Raw genomic sequence first — 2982 nt, 5'->3', positions numbered from 1 at the left:
TTATAAATTACCGAAAGTGAATCGTAAGGAGATAGAAGCTATGTTTAGTTTAAGTGATTTAAGAGAAACTAAAGTCTATCAAGAAGCTTTAGAGGAAGGTAGAGAGGAAGGTAGAGAGGAAGGTAGAGAGGAAGGAGAATTATCCGCTAAAAAAAGCCTAATTTTGCGTCAGCTAAATTTAAAACTAGGTTCTATTCCTTTAAAGGTAGAACAAAAAATTAAACAGTTAAATCCTAATCAACTGGATAATTTAGCTCTTGCTTTATTGGATTTTTCGGATTTGGAAGATTTGCACCAATGGTTAAATTAATAGGATGAAGTACAGTCGTCAACCCAACATATAAGATTAGCTTACTGCTACCCAGTGCCTTCGGCATCGCACTAATAGTTTTTGATCATTAATTCCCTACCAGATGCCGCCGATCCTTGTTTATAATTATTCATGCCATACTGAAGATTCCACTCGATAATATGGGCAAAATCAAAGAGTTTTCGTATCTCTGGACAATCATCGTAGGTAATTAACCATTTAGCCTGACATTGACGCATATTATCGGCAAAACGTTGATGATCGAAGCTGGTATGTAAATTCCCTCTTACACCGTACAAACGGGATTTTGTGGCACTATAGTAGGGTGGATCAAGAAAGATAAACACTTCTTTTCCCTCAGCAAATAATAACTCTTCGTAGTCTTGGTTAGTAATTTTTACCGATGCTAATAACGGCGCAATTTGGGTTAATCTGGCAATCGATGAATCAGTAAATCTACTGGTAAAAGCGGCGCTCGAATAACCTCCTGAATCCACAGTCCCCGAAAAAGTAATCCGATTTAAGATAAAAAAACGCACCGCTTTTTCAAAATCGGTTAACTTTAAATCTTCCCTTGTCAAATCTTGAAATAATTCTCGCCCGCTATCATATTTCTGTTTAATTTCTGTTATTTTTGCTACCAATAACTCAATATTTTCTTGAGCGCATTGCCAGAAACAATATAAATCATAATTTAAGTCATTAATCCAATAGGTTTTTATTTGCTGTCCAAAGAGTTGCTTAACAGCAAAAAACACAGAGCCACCACCAAAAAAAGGTTCTCGATATTCCCTAATATTCACAGAAATTTGCGGCATAATTTGCTTAATTGCTCGGGATTTTCCACCGGGATAACGCAGAGGACTTTTAATTTTTGACATTTTATACTAAATCCGTTTATTAAAGACTGATTATCTTTTGCCCCTTGCATGAGTGCCGGTCCTGATATGTAGCCTATACACATAAGAATTCCATTTAATTCCACATTTATGACTCGTATCCTAAGGTTACCAAAACCACTTCTTCCAATTGGGCAATTATTTCGGGACTCAGTTGTCCCAGTGTGCGGATCAAACGAGTTTTATCCAGCACTCTCATCTGAAAACATAGGGCAACAGAATCTTGCCCGAGTTCACCATTACCCTGTTCTATCAGTAAGCATATAGGCAAAGCAGCGCGACGTTGGTTGGTGGTGAGCGGAATAGCAATGATCGTAGTTGAGAACTGGGAAACAAGGTCATTCTGGAAAATGATGACGGGACGAATGCCCGCTTGTTCAGAACCTTGAGTTGGATTGAGGTCGGCTAACCAGACTTCACCCCGTTTCAGAGGATTAGTGATCATTGGTCTTCTTGATGGAGTATTACTGCATACTCATTCATCCCTTCTTCAGCAAAGGCGCGATCTTCATCAGCAAACTCCGCAAAAAGATCGGCCAGTTGCATTGGATCGAGAACAGCCTGATGACGCTGACTGCGAAACTTTAACAAGGCGATAAAATCAGCCACTTGCTGAAGCTGATTATCAGTCAGTCGATCCAAGTCTTGCTTAAGAGCTTCAGCGCTTACTGGCATAGGAAGAAAAAACATTCCGACTTCCCCATTATAAGAGATCCTGGCCAACAGCCGTCTTCAACAAACCCCCATGAGTCCCTGAGCGCGTAGCGGGCTAGGGAAGACGTTCAGACGCTTTGAGCGATCGCTTGTTGGAGCAGTTCAGTGATACTTCAATAGGGAAAAATCCCAATGTCGATAATTTCCTATCCCACTTGTTAGACAAGCTAATCTACAAGGTAGTCGGCAAGAAATCGGCTAACATCTTTAATCATGTCAGAAACATCTTGAACTGTAAATTCATTCTGTTTTCCATGGGCAGCACTATTACGAATGTCTGCGATCGCTGTTATTCGCTTTTGATTAAGTTTGTTATATACACCAGCTTTTGCCAAGTCGGAATTCATTTTATCTAACTTCCCATGCGGAATCCCACTTCTATCACATAACTCTCGCAATGCCGTCTCTAACACAACTCCTGCAATCACAGCCGCAGCGGTATAATAACCACTAGAAAAAAGCTCATTTGCTTGTTCAAGCTCAGAATCAAAAACTTCGGCTTGAACCAGTGTTTTAATAGACGAGAGATAACCACCATCAAAATCTTCTTTTGCTGCCAAAAATACCGCTTTAAATGCCTTAAATATCCCATAAGTTGTATAATACCCGCTCTCTTCTTCCCGCTCAAATTGTTTGAAGTGCTGAGAATCTTCACCACAAACTTTAGACAATAAGTTTTTTACTTTTACCTTCCAGCTTAAAAGTAAGTTGCTATCGACTTCATTGGTGCCGCCAATTATCTCTGTTCGGAGAACTTTTTTAGAAGATTCTAATTGGGATGCTTGCTCCTCTAGCTCTTCAAATCGCTGCTTAAAAACTTCTTTCAACGTCATAAGTAGGTAGGTGTTAAAAATTATCATATACCACCCTTATCAAGGAGGCAGGGGGGATCAAAGACAAAATCTATCTTCAATTTAATGGTTCTTCGGTTTGTGTTATGCAATAGACGGGGGTTATAAGGGATGAAACCCTTATAGAGAAAGATCTTAGGCAATTTTTGTCAACTGTTTTTGATCTAGAGCGAACCAATCAATTAAATCTCTTGCCAGATAAGGATTT

The 2982-nt window shown here is 39.4% G+C and carries 5 protein-coding genes; 1 reads left to right on the top strand and 4 read right to left on the bottom strand.

Annotated features, from left to right (window positions below; all coding sequences use genetic code 11):
* On the top strand, positions 1 to 310 hold a 310-nt coding region (locus IM319_RS22110), incomplete at its 5' end, for a DUF4351 domain-containing protein (RefSeq protein ID WP_287736941.1).
* 71 nt (positions 311 to 381) lie between these two features.
* Here IM319_RS22110 and IM319_RS22105 read toward each other — a convergent pair.
* The 4 genes from IM319_RS22105 to IM319_RS22090 all read right to left on the bottom strand — a co-directional run bounded on the left by IM319_RS22105 (position 382) and on the right by IM319_RS22090 (position 2756).
* Positions 382 to 1191, bottom strand: coding sequence for a DNA adenine methylase (locus IM319_RS22105; RefSeq protein WP_287736940.1), 810 nt, complete (start codon positions 1189 to 1191; stop codon positions 382 to 384).
* A gap of 106 nt (positions 1192 to 1297) precedes the next feature.
* Positions 1298 to 1654, bottom strand: a complete 357-nt coding sequence (locus IM319_RS22100) for a type II toxin-antitoxin system PemK/MazF family toxin (protein WP_287736939.1) — start codon at positions 1652 to 1654, stop codon at positions 1298 to 1300.
* Positions 1651 to 1899, bottom strand: coding sequence for a hypothetical protein (locus tag IM319_RS22095; RefSeq protein ID WP_287684228.1), 249 nt, complete (start codon positions 1897 to 1899; stop codon positions 1651 to 1653). Before IM319_RS22095 ends, IM319_RS22100 begins: the two co-directional genes overlap by 4 nt.
* A 191-nt stretch (positions 1900 to 2090) precedes the next feature.
* Positions 2091 to 2756 (bottom strand): DUF4145 domain-containing protein, encoded by a 666-nt coding sequence (locus IM319_RS22090; RefSeq protein ID WP_287736938.1) that lies wholly within the window; start codon positions 2754 to 2756, stop codon positions 2091 to 2093.
* Between the last annotated feature and the right edge of the window lie 226 nt (positions 2757 to 2982).

It is taken from the genome of Microcystis sp. M113S1, from assembly GCF_020246945.1.
Lineage (GTDB): Bacteria > Cyanobacteriota > Cyanobacteriia > Cyanobacteriales > Microcystaceae > Microcystis.
The sequence above is the reverse complement of the archived record's forward strand: the minus strand, read 5'-3'. Positions and strand labels throughout refer to the sequence as shown.

What these genes read in the sequence shown, in the direction of transcription:
- IM319_RS22105 (WP_287736940.1), bottom strand. Translation starts at nt 1,191, where the DNA reads ATGTCAAAAATTAAAAGTCCTCTGCGTTATCCCGGTGGAAAATCCCGA.
- IM319_RS22100 (WP_287736939.1), bottom strand. Translation starts at nt 1,654, where the DNA reads ATGATCACTAATCCTCTGAAACGGGGTGAAGTCTGGTTAGCCGACCTC.
- IM319_RS22095 (WP_287684228.1), bottom strand. Translation starts at nt 1,899, where the DNA reads ATGTTTTTTCTTCCTATGCCAGTAAGCGCTGAAGCTCTTAAGCAAGAC.
- IM319_RS22090 (WP_287736938.1), bottom strand. Translation starts at nt 2,756, where the DNA reads ATGACGTTGAAAGAAGTTTTTAAGCAGCGATTTGAAGAGCTAGAGGAG.